Genomic DNA, 16,746 nt, shown 5'->3' with positions numbered 1-16,746 from the left:
CGGGAAACTAAGCCGCTGAAGCGTGGAACTGGCCCAGCCCCGTTCCAGATGAGCAGAATAAGCGGTCGGGCACAAGCCAGAACTGGGTTTCCTCGATCAGCTCGATCAGATGGTGCCGTTGCGCCCCATGTTTATCACCACTCGCCGGTTCTTGGCTCGGCCCGCGTCCGTCTCGTTGGAGGCCACGTGCTGTTTCTCGCCGTGCCCTTCCACCGAGATCTTGCCCTCCTCGATGCCGAGATCCACAAACACCTGCTTGATGGCATCTGCCCGCTTCTCGGAGAGCTTCTGATTCGGCCAACGCCCGCCGTAACTGTCGCTGTAGGCGTCGATCACCACCACGTCTATGCTCTTGTCCGCCTTCACGTAGTCGCCGATCAGCGCCAGCCGCCGCTTGGAGGCCGGTGACAACTGATCGCTGTTCTTGTCATAGGAGAGCACGCTGAAGGCGATGTCATTGAAGCTGTAGGGCAGCAGGCCGCTCAGACAGTCCATGAAGGCCTGGTATTTGACCCTGAAGTTGACCGAGGAGAGCGACACCCGCACCGGCCTGTCCTGGCGATACCAGTCTCTGTACTGGAAGGTAGGCATGCGGCCCCCCTCAAGCTCGTCCAGCATGGTCCAGGCGGTTTGCCCCGCCACCAGGCCGTCGAACTGCTGATAGAACTGCAACTGGCTTATCTGGCGTCCGGAGACACCGGGGCGCCAGCTGGGAGGCATGATCCCGAGGCTCACCGTCTGGGTCCTGGCCTGCGGCCGCTGTCCCTTCAGCTCGAAGTCCAGGTTGATCTTGCGACCGGCCCGGCTGACGAAGGCGCCCGTGCCCCAGCGGGGAATGGGGTGTTCGAGACGGCACTCCACCTGAGTATCCGAGGTCAACCGCCAGACGGATTGATCCAGGCCGGCACCGAACTCGGTCACTCCCGCCTGCAACTGCATACTCACGGATATGCTGATCAACCCTAACACCCAAGCATTCAACGGCTTGCCCTCCACACGATCTCGGATTAACTATCGGCAGCGGCAAGCCAAGCTTTAGGGCAAAACCTCAATGGGGAGCGGGGCGCTCCATCAGTTTGAAGCTGGCGATGCGGGCCGTCAGATCCCGGGCCAGCTGATCCAGCTCGACACTGTTTTGCTGCAGGGTCTCCGAGTGCAGGCGGTGGGCCTCATAGACCTCTCGAATGGTCAGCACGTTGTGCTGGATGTCGTCGGTCACATAACGTTGCTCCTCGGTGGCGGTCGCCACCTGAGCGGTCATGTCGTTCACCTTGCGCACCTCCTTGACGATATCGGTCAGCTCGCTGCCTGCCCGTTTCGCTTCGGTCACACTCAGCCCCGCCTGCTCGGTGCCCAGATGCATGGCCGTCACCGCCTGACTGGCGCCCTGGCGCAGACGGGCCAACATCTGCGCGATGTCATCCGCCGCATGCTGGGTGCGCGAGGCCAGCGCCCTCACCTCCTCCGCCACCACCGCAAAACCGCGACCGGACTCACCGGCGCGGGCCGCCTCGATGGCGGCGTTGAGGGCCAGCAGATTGGTTCTGTCCGAGATCTGCTTGATGAGGTTGAGCGCCTCGCCGACCGATTCCGTTTCCCGATGCAGGTTGTCCACCAACTGCTGGGTATCGACCAAGGTACCCGCCACCTGCTGGATGGCGTCTATGGTCTGGTCTACCTCCTTGTCACCCTGATGGGCACGTCCGATGGCCTGCTGGGTCGCCAGCGAGGTCTGGGTGGCATTGCGAGCAATCTCCGCCACCGTCGAGGCCATCTCGGTCGCGGCCGTCGCCACCAGATCCACCTGACCAACCCCCTTGACCACACCGGCGTTGACCTGGGCAATCACCTCTGCCGAGGCAGCGGCGCTGCGAGCCAGCACGTCACAGGAGCGGCGTACCGCCAGTAACAGCCCTTCCAGGTGTTCGAGGAAGCGGTTCAGATCCTGCGCCAACGCACCCAGCTCATCACCGGATCGCCAGTTGACCCGCACCGTCAGATCGTTCTCCTGCACCAGCCGTTTGAAGGTCTGATGCAGCGCCAGGAACCCCAGATGCAGGTCGCGCACCACCCGCCAGCAGATGGCACTGGTCAGGACCACACACAACAGTACACCGACGGCGGCCCACCAGAAGTCGCTGGCACTGCGGGCCCGCATCTGCTCAACCCGATCATCCAACTGTTGATAGAGGCGATCCTCGCTCTCCTTGAGCAGGCCTATCTTGTCGGTGCTCAAGGCAAACCAGGCTTCGGGATCGACACCAAAACCGCCGCTGGACGCCTTGTCCAACGCCAGTTTTTCCATGGCGGCCACGTCGGCCACCACGGGAGAAGCCAGGCTCTCGGCCAGCAACTGGTGCTGGGACGGACTCGCCACCGCCTGGAAACGCTCGAGATAGGTGTTCTGGGCGGCAAGGAGGGAGATGAACTGCTGCAACAGCGCCGGGGTGAAGCTGTCTCGTGCGAACACATTGCTCAGGGTCGCCCGCTCCAACCCCATGCGTTCCTTGCTCTGCAAGAAGGCGGCGTAGGCATTGGTCTGCAGCGCTATGGTGGCATCCTGACTGCGGATGCTGACCTGATCCACCACGGCCAGCAGCTGGGTGATGAGACGGGTATAGAAGCCAACCTGCTCCGCCACCTCGACTCCCAGCGCACTGACCCGCTCGCGCATGGCGGTGAGCCCCACCAGCTCCTGCTGCACCTCGGACAAGGCCAGCAAGGCAGGCTCCTGATGAAAACCCGCCAGCAGGGTGTCGACCACCTTGCGCTGGGCAGGCAGGGCATCACGAAACTTGTTGCCACCGGAGCCGAGGAAGCCGGCCGACATGCCACGCTCCTTTTGCAGCTCATGGGCGAGCTGCGCGGCCTCCCGCACCACTCCAAGTGCAGCCTGTGCCTGACTCATCTCCTGCTCGACCCGATAACGCTCATAGACGTATCGACCGGAAAAAAACAGCAGGGCCAACAGTGGCAGACAGACCACCAGCAACATCTTGTGCGCCAATCCCAGCTTCTTCATCGCCTCTCCCCTCCATGGTTTAAGTGGCCAATTATAAGCGCAACTGCTTTTAATAGAACCAGTTGGCGTGCGCATGGCGGCCCAGGAGGGACAAGGGCCGGCTTTTTTGCCATAATGCCGCCTTCTTTCACGCCGACCGAGATACCATGACCGACGCCGTTCACACCCTCAAGGGCCGTTTTCGTGGCTTTTACCCCGTCGTCATCGATGTTGAAACCGCCGGATTCAATGCCAAGACCGATGCCCTGCTGGAGATCGCCGCCTATACCCTCAAGATGGATGAGCAGGGCTGGCTCATGCCCGATCAGATCTTCCATTTTCATGTGGCGCCATTCGAAGGGGCCAATCTGGAGAAGGCCGCGCTGGAGTTCACCGGCATAGACCCCTTCAATCCACTGCGCGGTGCCGTGGACGAAAAGGAGGCGCTCACCGAGATCTTCAAGGGAGTGCGCAAGGGCATGAAGGAGAGCGACTGCGGCCGGGCCATCATAGTGGCCCACAACGCCACCTTCGATCACGGCTTCGTGATGGCCGCCGCCGAGCGAGCAGGCCTCAAGCGCAATCCGTTCCATCCCTTCGCCACCTTCGACACCGCGGCCCTCTCCGGCCTGGCACTGGGGCAGACGGTGCTGGCCAAGGCCTGCCAGAGCGCGAACATCCCCTTTGACAATAAAGAGGCCCACTCCGCCCTCTACGACACCGAGCGCACCACCGAGTTGTTCTGCCATATCGTCAACCGCTGGAAGAGCCTGGGGGGTTGGCCACTGGCCACACCGGACGAAACGCACGCCGATGACAACCCCCAGTAGTTCCACCTGGGCATGAGAAAGAGGCTGCCTTGGCAGCCTCTTTCCATGAGGTTGCTGGGGAATCGACGCCTGGCAGCTGGTTTGACCAGAGTGGCATAAACAGGGTCATACAGCACCGCTTTCAGCATTCCATCCCGGTTGATCCGAATTTGCTCGGCAGGAATGCCGTGAAGAGGCCATTTTGCCGTTTTTTTTCTCGACTTTTGTAACGTTTTTCGCAAACTAGCTGACTTTCCCCCGACAGACAGCAACACAATATATAAGGAAATCAAATGAATCCTGTTGTTATCGCGGTGGCGCTGATGCTGGTGCTCAGCCTGCTGCGGATCAATGTGGTGGTCTCTCTCGCCATCGGCGCCATCGTAGGTGGCCTGCTCGGTGGCCTCTCCCTCGAACAGACCCTCGGCACCTTCACCGGCGGGCTGGGTGGCGGCGCCGAAATCGCCCTCTCCTACGCCATGCTGGGGGCCTTCGCGGTGGCCATCTCCCGCTCAGGGATCACCGACTTGCTGGCCCGCAAGGTCATCAGCCAACTCGGCAAGGATGCCAGCTCGTCCCGCATCCTCTGGGTCAAGAGCCTGCTGCTCACCTCGGTGCTGGGCGTCTCCATCTCCTCCCAGAACCTGATCCCGGTCCACATCGCCTTCATTCCCATCCTGATCCCGCCGCTGTTGCACGTCATGGCCCAGATGCAGATCGATCGCCGCCAGGTGGCCTGCGTCATCACCTTCGGCCTGACTGCGACCTACATGCTGCTGCCGGTAGGCTTTGGTGGCATCTTCCTCAACAACATCCTGGCCAAGAACCTGATCGACAACGGGGTGGCGGTCGAGTTCAGCCAGCTGCCGCTGGCGATGGCCATACCGGTGCTCGGCATGTTCATCGGGCTGCTGGTGGCGGTCTTCTTCAGCTATCGCAAGCCGCGCCAGTATGATCTGGAGAAGATCCTGGCCGCCGAGCCGGAAACCGTCGAGCTGAACTTCAACCACATCTGGGTCGCCCTGCTGGCCATCGCCGTGGCGCTGGGGTTGCAGTTGATGACCAACAGCATAGTGCTGGGGGCCCTCGCCGGTTTCATCATCTTCACCTGTGGCGGCGTCATCAAATTCCGCGAGAGCCAGGATGCCTTCACCCAGGGCGTGCGCATGATGTCCCTCATCGGCTTCATCATGATCTCCGCCGCCGGCTTCGCCGCCGTGATGAAGGAGACCCACGGGGTGGAGAGCCTGGTGCAATCCGTCTCCGGCATGATGGCGGGCCACAAGGGGCTGGCAGCCTTCCTGATGCTGCTGGTGGGTCTGCTCATCACCATGGGGATAGGCTCCTCCTTCTCCACCGTGCCCATCATCGCCACCATCTATGTGCCCCTGTGCATCCACCTCGGCTTCTCCCCCATGGCGACCATCGCCCTGGTCGGTACCGCGGGTGCGCTGGGGGATGCGGGCTCCCCCGCCTCCGACTCAACCCTGGGCCCCACCTCTGGCCTCAACGCCGACGGTCAGCACGACCACATCTGGGACAGCGTGGTGCCCACCTTCATCCACTACAACATCCCGCTCATTATCTTCGGCTGGATAGCCGCCATGGTGCTCTGACAGGGCGCCACGCAGGCAGACGAAAGGCGACCCCAGGGTCGCCTTTATTGTCTCTGGCTCTCGTCTCAGGAAGCGGGTTGCAGACTCCGCTTCCCGGCGAGGGCGGCCAAACAGGCCGATAGCGCCAGCGCGAGGCCTACCCAGCCCACACCGACCCAGCCCCCCTGCTGCCAGGCCAGCATAGCCAGGCTCGAGCCGAGCGTTCCCCCCAGGAACATGCCGGTCATGAAGAGGGTATTGATCCGTCCCCTCGCCTCGGCCCTCAGGCCATAGATGAGCTGCTGATGGGCGACGAGCGCACTCTGTACCCCCAGATCCAGCAAAATGACCCCGAGCGCCAGCCCGACCAGAGAGAGCCATGTCTCGAACAGGATCCAGGCCAACACCACCAGCAGGGCACCCACCAGCACCACGGATCTCGCCCCCCGCCTGTCGGCCATCCGTCCCGCCAGCGGGGCAGCCACCACGCCCGCCACGCCGATCACCCCGAACAGACCGGCGACCTCAGCCCCGAGCCCGTAGGCGGGATCGGCGAGGTAGAAGGCCAGCACAGTCCAGAAGGCACTGAAGGAGGCAAACAGCAAGGCCTGGATCAGGGTGGCGCGGCGCAAGGCGGGCTCTTCGCGCCACAGACCGACCAGAGAGTGAAGCAGACGGCCATAACCGAGGGGAGAGCGCGGCAATCCGGACGGTATCATCCTGGCCATCAGCAGGGCCCCCGACAGGGCCAGGGGAATGGCCAGCCAGAACATGGCGCGCCAACTGCCATAGGCGGTGACCAGACCGGCGACGGTGCGGCTGAGCAGTATCCCGGCTAGCAGGCCGCTCATCACGCTACCGACCACGGCACCACGGCGGGCAGGATCTGCCAGGGTTGCCGCCAGCAGGGAAGCCAGCGCGATCAGTGCAAACTGCCCCGGAATGAGCCCGCGGCGCTCGACCACATCGCCAAGCGGCACCAGCAAAAGCAGACCCATGGCATAGCCAAGCTGGGTCAGCATGGCGATCAATGGCATGCCCGAGTGCCCGGGAAAGTCCTGCGCCATCACCGCCAGCATGGGCTGGTTGTAGTAGATGTTGGCAACTGCCAGGCCGCATGACAGGGCCATGGCGAAGAGCAGGGAGGGGCCGGGGGTTGCGGCCCCTCCGGCAGAAGGCGATGTACTCATGATCTTCTCCTCGTGTTAGAAGGGCTCCCGCCAGGATACGGGCCCCATGCGCACAGCCTACCCGGGGAGCGTCGCCACCAGTAGAGCGGTGGGGACCATAACAGTTATTCCGCTGGCGTATGCCCCACGCCGGGCAGGCCGGTCACGAATGCCAGAAAGGCGCTCGCCTTGGCACCAGGCTGGCGACCTGCCGGGAGCAGGGTCCAGAGCTCCTGCATGGGCAGTTGCCACTCGGGCAGCACCGCCACCACCTCGCCGCGGGCAAGCTCGGGAGCAAACATCCACTCCGAGGCGATACCGAGCCCCAGGCCTGCCAGCACGGCTGCGCGCATGCCTTCGGCCGCCGAGACCGTCAGCCTGCCTTCTCCGGAAACCACTTTCTCTTCGACGCCGCGGCGAAATCGCCACTGCTGCCCCACTCCGGGCCGTGGACTGTAAAGCACCAGATCATGCTGTTGCAGAGCCTGAGGGGTCTCAGGCTCTCCTTTGGCGGCCAGATAGGCCGGCGTCGCCAGCACCCGCACGTCGCTTCGGGCGAGGCAGCGGGCGACCAGCGACGAGTCAGCCTGTTTGCCGATCCGCAGAGCCACCTCGATGCCCGCCGAAATGAGATCCACATTGCCGTCATCCAGCAGGATCTCCAGATCCAGTCCCGGGTGAGCCGCCAGAAAACCGGCAAGATGGGGAATGATATGCAGGCGGGCGAAGGTGACGGGAGCGCTCACCCGCAGACGCCCGCTCAGCCCGGCCCGGCATTGCTGCACCATGGCATCGGCCTCGTTGACCTGGGCCAGGATCTCTCTCGCCCGCAGATAGTAGGCCTCTCCGGCCTCCGTGGGCGCCAGCCCCCGGGTCGAACGCAGCAACAGGCGGCTGCCAAGGTGCGCCTCAAGCTGGGCAATCAATCTGGAAACCGTGGGTTGCCCCATCCCCAGTCGGCGGGCCACCGCCGAAAACGAGCCGGTCTCCACCGCCAGCACGAACACCTCCATCACCCCCAAGCGATCCATTTATGGCTCCTCTGCCCTGTGGCACTGTTCGTGGCACTGTTCGTGGCACAAGGTAGCACCGGGCCTGCCCTCTCGCACCCTCGTTCTGGCAGGAGGCACAAGAAAACCGCGTCAAGGGCGGTCCTGCCATGGAAGAAAGGTGTCGGGATGAAATATCAACCAGGAACAATCGAACAGAGGGACTCGAAGACAAGGCTACAGGGGCTCGATTGCCCCAAGGCTACCCCAGTGCCACTTCCTGAATAGCGGCGCTGTGGGCGAAATAGCGGTGACAGAACTGCATGAACTCCGGCAGCGGCAAGGGACGCGAGTAGAAATAACCCTGGATCTCATCCACCCCTATGGTGAGCACCGCCTTGAGCTCATCGCTGTTTTCCACCCCTTCTGCCACGACACGCACCCCCAACTGATGAGAGAGGGTGGTGATGGTCTCGACGAACAGCGCCTGACGGGGATCCTTGTCGATGGCGGTGATGAAGGAGCGGTCGATCTTGAGCTTGTCGAAAGAGAGTTCACGCAGGTAAGAGAGCGAGGACCAGCCGGTCCCGAAGTCATCGAGGGCCACCCGCACCCCTATCTGGCGCAGGGAGTGAATGATCTGCTTGCTGAGGGCGATGTCATCGAGGGCGATGGTTTCGGTCAGCTCCACTATCAACTGGTGCAGCCCCAACGGCCCATCTTCCATCTTCTCTTCAATCTCCCTGGCCAACCCCATGTTGAACATGGAGTTGGAAAGGTTGATGGAGATCTCGAGCGGTGCTAGCACCTCCTCCGGGAAGCCGGACAGATCGAGCTGCATGCGCCGGATGATCCAGCCCCCGAGCGCCTCGCCCAACCCGTTCTCTTCTGCCAGCGAGATGATGTCGAGGGGGGCAATAAAGCCATATTCCGGATGATGCCAGCGGATCAGCGCCTCGGCCCCCAGCCTCACTACACTCTGGCCGCGCACGATGGGCTGATAGTAAAGGGCCAGTTGCGGGCATTGCGGGCAGTGGATAAGCTCCCGCAGCTCGGTCGACAGCCGGCGTTTGCGCTGATAGTGCTGATACATGCTGCTGGAGAAGAGCACATTGTCATTCAGCCGTTTGCGCTTGGCGCTGTCGAGGGCGATATCGGCAAACAACAGCATCTCTTCCGGTGAATGATCCGGTTTCACGTACTGGCTGGTGCCCATGAAGACCCGCACCCGGTGCGCCGGATCGGCGGCAAACACCAGATCCGCCAGCTCGCTGCGCAGTTGCTCCAGAAACGGGAAGCGCAGATAGGTGGGCATGGTGCCGGTGATGATGAGGGTGAACTCGTCACTGCCGGTTCGGGCAACGAAGATCCCCTGGCCAGAGGCGGCCTTGATCCGCGCCGCAAGCCGTTTGAGCAAGGCGTCCCCCACTTCGTAACCCAGACTGTTATTGACCTCCCTGAAATGCCCCAGATCCATGAGGCAGACGGTGATGCTGCTGCGCCGCCCGGGGTGGCTGGTCCACTGCTGGAGGTGCTTGATGAGCGCCGCCCGGTTAGGGAGACGGGTGAGAGGGTCGTTCCACGCCAGAAAATACTGGCGACGCACTTCGCGAAACAGCACCATCAACATCACCATAGTCGCCAGCATCAGAAACCCCAGGATGAAGAAGTTCTGGGTTCTCGACTCGTTGAGCAGCTCACGCTGGGCGATGGCAGAAGGCCCGGTAAAGTTTTTCACCATCACGTCCCGCACCCCGCGCATCTCGTCATCGAGTGCGGCCGTGAACATCTTGAGTGCGGGGGAATCCGGCTCCCCTTGCACCACATCCTGCTCATAGCGTTCGAAGAGAGCGAGGATCTTGCCGACCGCCTTGTCCGCACCGAATCGGGCCCTGACCGACTTTGCCTCCTTCCCGTGCAGGAAGACATCGAGCCGGTTCCAGGCAATGTCAAAGCGTTTGTTCATCTCCTCCCGGCTGACGGCACCGGCACGATAGAGCTGCAAGCCCTTCTCGAAGTCGTGGATCTCCAGCTCGAGCTGGGCCAGTGCCCAGGCGGAGAGCTGGGTGTAGCGCGTCACCTCATTGAACGCGCGGTCATAGTTCCAGACCGACCAGAGGGTCACCCCCAAAAAGGTGGTCACCATCAGGATCAGGCTCAAGAACTTGCTGCTCAGCATCTTATTTGCTCTCCAGCGCCGTCAGCTGCCACACCATCCGGCTGTGATAGATCTCCTTGTTGAGTTCGGGATGGTCGGTGAGGGGATAAATGACCCAGAGCGGCCCCTTGTTGCGCAGGGTCAGAGCCTTGCCATCCTGCTTCTCGGCCACCAGCACCGGGTACTTCTCCCCGTCTTCCAGCGGCAGTGCGGCCCAGTATTCATTGACCGCGAGGGCCTTGACCTCCTGGCTCTTGAGACCGTAGATCCTGACCAGGTCCCGCAGCAACACCCCGCGATAGAGGTGCTCCCCCTCGGTCCAGGGCGTCCCCGTCTTAACTTCCGTCTGCGGCAAGGCCTCAAACTCGGCACGGGTCAGCACCACCTCCCCCTTGCCATTGCAGCACCCCGCCCCCGCAATTCTGAAGAAGGGCTCCTCCGCCAACACCATACCCGACACGAGCCATCCAGATATCAGCAACACCTTGCCAAGCCACTTGCCCATCACGCACCTCCCTGTCATACGGTTTATTTATTCATCTCACTCTGCTGACTCATATGCAAACAACAGAATGCACCTTCAGACCAAAGTCGCAGTCGTTTGCAACCAGCAACGATTGTGCGTCTTCCAAAAGTATCCAATCGCTTCCCAAAGAATGACACCAGGCGCCACCCCCAGGCAAATGGATTGCACCATTTTTCTTTCACTGGCTCCTCATCAAACCGGATGCCCACCACGGCCGGAAAAAGGTGACAATCTTCGCTACGCATCTGAAAAACAGACACAAAAAGGGCCACTCCATGGAGCGGCCTTCTCATCAGTGCAGTCAGGGTTTAGCTGTCGCGGCGCTTGTTGCCACCGAACTTGCGATCCTTGTTGAAGCCACCTTCACGGCGCTCCCCGCTCTTGTTGAACGGACGGTCACCGCTGGGGCGGCGATCCTTGTTGAAGGGACGATCGCTGCGGGGCGGACGGGGGGCAGTGTTGCTGCCGGCCGGCACCTCGGTGTAGCGAGTGATCATCAGCGGACGCTGACAGACACGGGCCTTCTTGATCACTTCCAGCACGTCGGCGGTCATGCCCTTGGGCAGGTCGACGGTGGAAAAGTCATCGGCGATGTCGATGTTGCCGATGAAACGGCTCTCGATGTTCGCTTCGTTGGCGATGGCGCCGACGATCTGGCCCGGCTTGACGCCGTGATGGGCACCCACGTCTACGCGGTAACGCTCCATCTCCACGTCAGGGTTGTCTTTCAGCGGACGCGGCTCGAGGGACGGCATGCGACGGGCAGGACGATCGCCACGGTCACCGAAATCACGGGGAGCACGATCACCGAAGTCACGGCGCTCGAACTCACGGCCAGCACGGTCGCTTGCCGGTTCAGTGACGGAGTCATCCAGCAGCAGCGGTTGGTCACCCTGCACCAGCTTGGCCAGGGCGGCAGCCAGCTCCAGCGGATCGGCAGAATCTTCTTCGATCAGCTCGTTCACCAGGTTTACGTAGATCTCAAGCTCTTCGCCCATCATGGTTTCCCGGATGCGCTCCTTGAACTTGGTCATGCGGTGCTGGTTGATGTCCTCGGTGCTCGGCATCTTCATCGGCTCGATGGCCTGACGAGTGGCGTGCTCGATGGCGCGCAGCATGCGGCGCTCGCGGGGAGCCACGAACAGGATGGCCTCGCCCTTGCGACCGGCACGACCGGTACGGCCGATACGGTGAACGTAGGATTCGGTATCGTAAGGAATGTCGTAGTTCACCACGTGAGTGATGCGCTCGACGTCCAGACCACGGGCGACGACGTCGGTGGCGATCAGGATGTCCAGCTGGCCTTGACGCAGCTTGTCGACGGTACGCTCACGCAGCTTCTGCGGGATGTCACCGTGCAAGGCTTCACAGGCGTGACCACGGGCGGCCAGCTTGCCCGCCAGCTCTTCGGCGGCGTTCTTGGTGCGCACGAAGACCAGTACGGCTTCGTACGGCTCGACTTCCAGCAGACGGGTCATGGCGTCCAGCTTGTGCAGACCGGTTACCTGCCAGTAGCGCTGGCGGATGGTCGGTGCGGTGGACGTCTTGGTGATGATCTTGATCTCTTTGGGCTGCTTCAGGTGCTTCTGGGCAACACGGCGGATCTGGTCCGGCATGGTGGCAGAGAACAGGGCAACCTGACGGGTGGCCGGGCACTGTTCCATGATCCAGTCCACGTCGTCGATGAAGCCCATACGCAGCATTTCATCGGCTTCGTCCAGTACCAGGGCTTTCAGGCCGGAGAGGTCCAGGTTCTTGCGACGGATCAGATCCATCACGCGGCCAGGGGTACCGACGACCACCTGGGCTCCACGGCGCAGGGCGCGGGTCTGGGTTTCGTAAGAGGAGCCACCGTAGATGGGCAGGACATGGAAGTCAGGCATGTGCTTGGCGTAACGTTGGCACGCCTCGGCAACTTGCAGCGCCAGCTCACGGGTCGGTGCCAGCACCAAAATCTGGGTGTTACGGTTACCAGCTTCCAGACGAGACAACAGAGGCAAGGCAAAAGCAGCGGTCTTCCCCGTACCGGTTTGCGCCTGCCCCAGCAGATCGTGTCCCGCCATCAGGTGGGGAATTGCTGCGGCCTGGATCGGTGACGGGCGCTCATAGCCCACGTCTTGCAGCGCTTTCAATACAGGCGCGGCCAGTCCAAGCTCACTAAAAAGGGGCATTTGTTCGGTATGGGTATCAGACATAGATTCTTCCAGAGTAAGGCAGGCGGCTAAGCACCGCGGAATAGCAAAAAGGCGGCGATTATAGCGCCACTTTGTTCTGCTGTCTTGAAAAATGTGATAAGCGTCTCAAGACGTTGGCAATTATAGAGGGATCTTGCGACTATGGCTTGCTTATTTTGCACTACTGGTGCGTTATTGCTTGTCACGCCCCGCTGGAGTCCTTGTCCCGCTTGTGTTTGAGCACCGCCATGGTCAATCGACTGGTGCACAATAAACGCCCACGTTCATCCCGAATGTCAATCTGCCACACCTGGGTCGTCGCCCCCAGATGCAGTGGCGAGCAACGCCCTGTCACCACCCCTTCCCGTTTGGCACGCAGGTGGTTGGCGTTCACCTCCAGTCCCACGCAGTAGCTCTCCTCCCCTACCGCCATGTTGGCGGCCAGCGACCCCAACGTCTCCGCCAACACCACGGAGGCACCACCGTGCAGCATGCCAAGGGGCTGATGGGTACGGTGATCCACCGGCATGCTGGCCTCGAGCCAGTCAGGGCCAAAGGCGGTATAGAGGATGCCAAGGTGGGCCATCAGGGTGTTGCGGGAGCTGGCATTGAGCCCTTCGAGGCTCATGGGTTTGCGCCAGATGGGGGCGCTTTCTTGACTCATGGCGAGCAGACTCCTTATGTGATCAATGAGTTGGACACGATCAGTGCCGGCGAAAAAAGATGCCCCGATCCGGGGCATCTTGACAAGTACCTTGCGTCACCAGGGGTAGGTCACCCCGGGCCACTCGGCCCAGGGAAGCTCGCGCCCCGGCAGGCGCGGGTGATGCCAGTGCCACACCTTGCCCAGCCAGGCACGGAGTTCGGCCTCCAGCACGACGTCATCAAGGGGGGCCTCGGCCACCTTCCAGAAGAAGAGCTCCACCTCCACCTCCGGCAACACCGAGGGGTAGAGATAGACCCCGCCCCAGAACTCGGGCTCCCGCTCCGGGCTCCAGAGGCCATAGGCGAAGGAGCGCTTGGCGAGAAACTCCGAGCGCTGCCACTCCAGATCGGCCTCGTGCTGGCTCAGGCTGAACTGAGCCGAGGGCCAGACGTCATCCGGGCGAAACAGCTGATGAAGCTGCTCCCGCTCGCGCAGCATGGCGACGAACTCCACCACCGCCTGAGTCGGGCTGGCAGGCAGCAGCAGAAAGCTCGGGTGCCGATAGGCTTGCGGCACCCGAAACCGCTTGGGGAAGCGCAGCATCAGAGCAGTTCCAGCAGCGCCTGCAGCGGATGCTTGAGTTTCTCCCCCTCCATCCGCTTGACCTGGCTACGGCACGAATAACCCGTGGCCAGACAGCGATCCTTGGGCAGGCGAGCGAGCGGCTCGGCCCAGCTCAAGGAGTAGATCCCCTTGGAGTTGTCCACCTGCTTGGCGTCGTGACCATAGGTGCCGGCCATGCCGCAGCAGCCGACCGACACCGGCTGCAACGTGGCGCCGAAGCGGCCAAACAGGGTACCCCAGTCACCGTGAGTCGAGGGCTTGGCAGTCTTCTCGGTGCAGTGGGCAAACAGATACCAGGGCTCGGCTTCTCCCGGCTCTTTCGCTGCGGCACTGACTTGCGGGGCAGGAAGAGAGAGCAGCCACTCCTGGGGCAGCAGCACCTGGAAGTCGCCGCGGGCAGGGCCCAGCGCCTTCACATATTCATCGCGATAACAGAGTACCAGGGAGGGATCGACTCCCACCATGGGGATGCCCAGCGCCGCCATCTTGTTGAGGAACTGGGCACTGCTGGCTGCGGTGCGGGCGAAGGCGCGCAGGAAGCCCTTCACGTGCTGGGGCTTGCCGTTGGGCTTGAAGGGCAGCAGGTAGGGCTGATAGCCCAGCTTGCTGGCGAGCTTCACCAAATCCCACACCACGGGGGCGTCGTAATAGCTGGTGAAGGGATCCTGCACGATGAGCACGACCTTCTTGCGCTGCTCGGGGCTCATGGCCTCCAGCCCCGGCAGGTCGAAGTAGCGGGCCTTGTGATCACGCAGCTCCTCGGCCAGGGTGGGAATACTCAAGAGCGGCACATCCACCATGCCGATGCTCTTCTCGGTCGCCTTCTGGGCCCACTCTTTTTCCAGGAAGAAGTTGACCAGCTTGGGCGCCCTGGCGAGCAGCGGCGCGTAAGCTTCGACGGTGCCGACGAAGTAATCCTTGGGGCCGCGCAGATAGCGGCTGTGGTAGAGCTGCATGAAGCGGGCGCGGAAGGTGGGCACGTCCACCTTGATGGGGCACTGGCTGGTGCACGCCTTGCACGCCAGACACCCCTCCATCGCCTCCATCACCTCGTGAGAGAAGTCGTACTGGCCGCGGGCGCGGGCCAGGGTATTGCGGAACTTGTCGACAATCTGCTTGAAGCGCAGACCACCGCTTTGCAGCGCCACTTCTTCGGCCAGGGGATCGAAGCCCTGCTCCGACAACTGACGCAGCCATTCGCGCATCAGCCCGGCCCGCCCCTTGGGGGAGTGGCGGCGGTCGCGGCTTATCTTGACCGAGGGACACATGGGGGAGTCGGTCTCGAAGGTGAAACAGAGGCCGTTGCCGTTGCAATCCATGGCGCGGGTGTAGCTTTCGCGCACCGCAATCGGGATCTGGCGGTCAAACTTGCCGCGCTTGGGCCCGTCCACCGACACCAGTTCGGCACCGCTGCCATAAGGGATGCAGATCTTGCCCGGGTTGATGCGGTTGACCGGGTCGAACGCCCCCTTGACCCGCTGCAGCTCCTCCCACAGCTCGCCGAAGAAGGCGGGGCTGTATTCGGAGCGGAAACCCTTGCCATGCTCCCCCCACATAAGGCCGCCATATTTGGCGGTGAGGGCCACCACCTGATCCGAGATGCGGCGCAGCAGCACCTCCTGCTCGGGGTCGCACAAATCCAGCGCCGGGCGCACGTGCAGCACACCCGCATCGACGTGGCCGAACATGCCGTAGTCGAGGCCGTGGCCATCGAGCAGGGCGCGAAACTCCATGATGAAATCGGCCAGGGACTCCGGTGGCACGGCGGTGTCTTCGGTGAAGGCTACCGGCTTCTTTCGCCCCTCGGCATTGCCGAGCAGCCCCACCGACTTCTTGCGCATACCGTAGATGGTCTCGATGCTCGGCAAGTGACTGCACACCTGATAGCCGATGATCCCCGCCTCCTCCTTGGCCAGCAGGGCGTCGATGCGGCGGCACAGCTCGGCCACCTTGGCCTGGTGTTCAGCCTCGTCGGTGTCGGCGAATTCGACGATGTTGAGCCCCTGCAGATCCTTGCCGGGCACGTCCTGAATGAACTCTTTGACCGAATGCCAGATGATGTCGGCGCGAGCCAGCCCCAGCACCCGGGAATCCACCGTCTCCACCGACAGGGCGTGAGCCTCCACCATAAAGGGGGCGTTTCTGAGCGCCGACGGGAAGCTGTCGTACTTGACGTTGACCAGGGTACGGTAGCGCGGGATAGGGGTGATGTTGAGGCGCGCCTCGGTGATGAAACCCAGGGATCCTTCAGATCCGCACAGCACCCGGCTCACATCCAGGGTGTCGGTCTCGGGGACATAGAGGTGCTTGAGATCGTATCCGGTCAGAAAGCGGTTGAGCTTGGGGAAGGTCGCCTCGATGTCGGCGCGGCGCTCGCGGCCGATGCGATAGAGGGTGCGATAGATCTCCCCCTCACGGCTCTCCAGCGCCAGCTTGTCTGCCAGGCGCTGGCCGTTCACCGGCTCGGTCACCATGATGTCACCGTTCTCCAGCACCGCTTTGAGCCCCAGCACATGATCCGAGGTCTTGCCGTACACCAGCGACCCCTGACCCGAGGCGTCGGTGTTGACCATGCCGCCCAAGGTGGCGCGGTTGGAGGTGGAGAGATCCGGCGAGAAGAAGTAGCCGTGGGGTTTGAGGTAGGCGTTGAGCTGATCCTTCACCACCCCGGCCTGGGCCCGCACCCAGCCCTGCTCCAGATTAATTTCCAGGATCTGGTTCATATGGCGCGAGAGATCGACGATAATGCCGCCGCCCAAGGATTGACCATTGGTGCCGGTACCGCCGCCGCGAGGGAAGAAACTCAAGGCCGCGTACTCGGGCCCCTGGGCCAGCTTGAGCATCACCGCTATGTCATCCGCGCTACGCGGATAGAGCACCGCCTGAGGTACGACCTGATAGACGCTGTTATCCGTCGCCATCGCCAACCGGCTTGCATAAGACTTTTCGATATCACCACGAAATGCTGAGCGCGCCAGCAACTCAAGAAACTGCAGGGTTGTAGGTGACAAACTGTCCTGGTAATCGAGTCTCGGGATCATGAATCCTTGTTCCC

12 protein-coding genes are annotated in these 16,746 nt (G+C 62.3%); 2 read left to right on the top strand and 10 right to left on the bottom strand.

All coding sequences use genetic code 11. The features are described from left to right. Positions 1-105 precede the first annotated feature (105 nt). Positions 106-981, bottom strand: coding sequence for a flagellar protein MotY (locus tag PG898_RS14085; protein ID WP_041205962.1), 876 nt, complete (start codon positions 979-981; stop codon positions 106-108). A 67-nt stretch (positions 982-1,048) separates the two neighbouring features. Next, the gene (locus tag PG898_RS14080; protein ID WP_270824408.1) at positions 1,049-3,022 is read right to left on the bottom strand and encodes a methyl-accepting chemotaxis protein; all 1,974 of its coding nucleotides are present in this window, start codon (positions 3,020-3,022) and stop codon (positions 1,049-1,051) included. Between the two features lie 146 nt (positions 3,023-3,168). Here PG898_RS14080 and rnt point away from each other — a divergent pair, with 146 nt between their 5' ends. Together rnt and PG898_RS14070 are read left to right on the top strand one after the other, a co-directional pair. Next, the gene (gene rnt, locus PG898_RS14075; protein ID WP_270824409.1) at positions 3,169-3,831 is read left to right on the top strand and encodes a ribonuclease T; all 663 of its coding nucleotides are present in this window, start codon (positions 3,169-3,171) and stop codon (positions 3,829-3,831) included. A gap of 272 nt (positions 3,832-4,103) precedes the next feature. After that, positions 4,104-5,426: a Na+/H+ antiporter family protein gene (locus tag PG898_RS14070; RefSeq protein ID WP_041205963.1), complete on the top strand. Its 1,323-nt coding sequence runs from the start codon at positions 4,104-4,106 to the stop codon at positions 5,424-5,426. 65 nt (positions 5,427-5,491) lie between these two features. On the opposite strand, the gene PG898_RS14065 is transcribed toward PG898_RS14070, so the two are convergent. The 8 genes from PG898_RS14065 to ydiJ form a co-directional block, all read right to left on the bottom strand. Beyond that, entirely contained in the window at positions 5,492-6,595 is a 1,104-nt protein-coding gene (locus PG898_RS14065; protein ID WP_270824410.1) for an MFS transporter, read from the bottom strand. A 104-nt stretch (positions 6,596-6,699) separates the two neighbouring features. Further along, on the bottom strand, positions 6,700-7,605 hold the full coding sequence (locus PG898_RS14060) for a LysR family transcriptional regulator (protein ID WP_042649313.1): 906 nt from the start codon (positions 7,603-7,605) through the stop codon (positions 6,700-6,702). 220 nt (positions 7,606-7,825) lie between these two features. Next, complete coding sequence (locus PG898_RS14055) at positions 7,826-9,742, bottom strand: putative bifunctional diguanylate cyclase/phosphodiesterase (protein WP_042649314.1); 1,917 nt, start codon at positions 9,740-9,742, stop codon at positions 7,826-7,828. 1 nt (position 9,743) lies between these two features. Next, positions 9,744-10,226, bottom strand: a complete 483-nt coding sequence (locus PG898_RS14050; RefSeq protein ID WP_043154943.1) for a molybdopterin-binding oxidoreductase — start codon at positions 10,224-10,226, stop codon at positions 9,744-9,746. Positions 10,227-10,555: 329 nt separating this feature from the next. Then, positions 10,556-12,442, bottom strand: a complete 1,887-nt coding sequence (locus PG898_RS14045) for a DEAD/DEAH box helicase (protein ID WP_041205964.1) — start codon at positions 12,440-12,442, stop codon at positions 10,556-10,558. Positions 12,443-12,623: 181 nt separating this feature from the next. After that, a complete protein-coding gene (locus PG898_RS14040; RefSeq protein WP_042649316.1) occupies positions 12,624-13,085 on the bottom strand; it encodes a hotdog fold thioesterase in 462 nt (153 codons plus the stop codon). A 96-nt stretch (positions 13,086-13,181) separates the two neighbouring features. Then, complete coding sequence (locus PG898_RS14035) at positions 13,182-13,670, bottom strand: hypothetical protein (protein WP_042649317.1); 489 nt, start codon at positions 13,668-13,670, stop codon at positions 13,182-13,184. After that, on the bottom strand, positions 13,670-16,732 hold the full coding sequence (gene ydiJ, locus PG898_RS14030) for a D-2-hydroxyglutarate dehydrogenase YdiJ (protein WP_270824411.1): 3,063 nt from the start codon (positions 16,730-16,732) through the stop codon (positions 13,670-13,672). The genes PG898_RS14035 and ydiJ overlap by 1 nt, the downstream gene beginning before the upstream one ends. Positions 16,733-16,746 lie beyond the last annotated feature (14 nt).

This window comes from Aeromonas sp. QDB31 (genome assembly GCF_027707605.1).
Classification (GTDB): Bacteria; Pseudomonadota; Gammaproteobacteria; order Enterobacterales; family Aeromonadaceae; genus Aeromonas; species Aeromonas media.
The sequence above is the reverse complement of the archived record's forward strand: the minus strand, read 5'-3'. Positions and strand labels throughout refer to the sequence as shown.

What these genes read in the sequence shown, in the direction of transcription:
- PG898_RS14065 (WP_270824410.1), bottom strand. Translation starts at nt 6,595, where the DNA reads ATGAGTACATCGCCTTCTGCCGGAGGGGCCGCAACCCCCGGCCCCTCC.
- rnt (WP_270824409.1), top strand. Translation starts at nt 3,169, where the DNA reads ATGACCGACGCCGTTCACACCCTCAAGGGCCGTTTTCGTGGCTTTTAC.
- PG898_RS14055 (WP_042649314.1), bottom strand. Translation starts at nt 9,742, where the DNA reads ATGCTGAGCAGCAAGTTCTTGAGCCTGATCCTGATGGTGACCACCTTT.
- PG898_RS14035 (WP_042649317.1), bottom strand. Translation starts at nt 13,670, where the DNA reads ATGCTGCGCTTCCCCAAGCGGTTTCGGGTGCCGCAAGCCTATCGGCAC.
- PG898_RS14050 (WP_043154943.1), bottom strand. Translation starts at nt 10,226, where the DNA reads ATGGGCAAGTGGCTTGGCAAGGTGTTGCTGATATCTGGATGGCTCGTG.
- PG898_RS14060 (WP_042649313.1), bottom strand. Translation starts at nt 7,605, where the DNA reads ATGGATCGCTTGGGGGTGATGGAGGTGTTCGTGCTGGCGGTGGAGACC.
- ydiJ (WP_270824411.1), bottom strand. Translation starts at nt 16,732, where the DNA reads ATGATCCCGAGACTCGATTACCAGGACAGTTTGTCACCTACAACCCTG.
- PG898_RS14045 (WP_041205964.1), bottom strand. Translation starts at nt 12,442, where the DNA reads ATGTCTGATACCCATACCGAACAAATGCCCCTTTTTAGTGAGCTTGGA.
- PG898_RS14040 (WP_042649316.1), bottom strand. Translation starts at nt 13,085, where the DNA reads ATGAGTCAAGAAAGCGCCCCCATCTGGCGCAAACCCATGAGCCTCGAA.
- PG898_RS14070 (WP_041205963.1), top strand. Translation starts at nt 4,104, where the DNA reads ATGAATCCTGTTGTTATCGCGGTGGCGCTGATGCTGGTGCTCAGCCTG.
- PG898_RS14080 (WP_270824408.1), bottom strand. Translation starts at nt 3,022, where the DNA reads ATGAAGAAGCTGGGATTGGCGCACAAGATGTTGCTGGTGGTCTGTCTG.